Source organism: Komagataeibacter ossonobensis (assembly GCF_057359305.1).
The window spans coordinates 1-1,043 of the sequence record NZ_JBXAYQ010000126.1; the positions used below are offsets into that span (position 1 = coordinate 1).

Consider the following 1,043-nt stretch of genomic DNA (forward strand, 5'->3'; position numbering starts at 1 on the left):
GCGGCGGGCGGCGGGGGCCTTCTGGCCCGATTTTGCCTTGCTGGCGGCTTTCTTCTCTTGCGCGGAAGCAAGGGCGGGGGTCATTGTGTTGGTAGCGTTGGACATGAAACTAGCCTTTCTGTCTGGCGTCAGCCCTGTCCGGTGTTCGAGCACCGGGCGGGGCGTCTGTGACGGGAACCATTTCCCTCTCCACAAATAAAGAATAGTACAGATAGAATATAAATACAATAAAAAGACAATATATTAGAAGTAAACATTAGTTTACTACTGTTTTTGTTCCCTTTATTTCCTTATGCCCATTTTATCAATCGCAGTATTATCAGTAATATCATAAGTATTCATCCTGAAGAACCCCAGGCCGAGCGGTCGAACCGTTGCGCGAAAGCGTGGAGACCCCGCAGGGGGCTCCAGTGAGGTTAGCGGCGCAGCCGCTTAGCGAACCAGAGTGAGAGAACCCCGAAGAGGCCGCCCCTGATTTTCTTTTTTCCTGTTGAACAGAGATGTTTCCCGGACCAGGTCTTTCGGGAAAGGAAACCGTCTCCAGATGCCCTGGACTTACGCCGCGTTTTGCGGGCATGCGCTGCAGGGACACAGATCCAGTTCATCTGTGTCCCGCGACATTACTTCAGATACTCTTGATGAAGCCGGAAGGCGTGCCTTCGGCAGGATCGACAAACACCACGTCATCCGGTGCCCGGCGCGGTGTGTCGATGGCAAGAAAAATGACAGGATCACGCAGGATACGCGGCACCGCATGCACCGCACGCCGCGGAAAGACCAGCAGGTGCCCGGGGACAAACGGCGCTTCCTCAGCCGGATCATCAATCCAGAATGTCCCTTCTCCGGAAAGCACATGGAGGACTTCATCACACTGGGTATGATAATGCGGCGGCACGTCCCGATAGATCCGGAACACCCTGATGCTGGCTTCCGGCCTGTCGGTCAGATAGGTATCCAGCCGCATCGTATCCGCGGTCTGCGGGAACGCGGCGGCAATCCTGTTGAGATCGAACCGCCCACCGGTACGGTTCAGGGTCATCAGG

1 protein-coding gene is annotated in these 1,043 nt (G+C 55.3%); it reads right to left on the bottom strand.

What is annotated here, in order from left to right:
* Positions 1-625: 625 nt before the first annotated feature.
* A complete protein-coding gene (locus AC1RQ9_RS19000) occupies positions 626-1,042 on the bottom strand; it encodes a cupin domain-containing protein (RefSeq protein ID WP_485988148.1) in 417 nt (138 codons plus the stop codon).
* Position 1,043 lies beyond the last annotated feature (1 nt).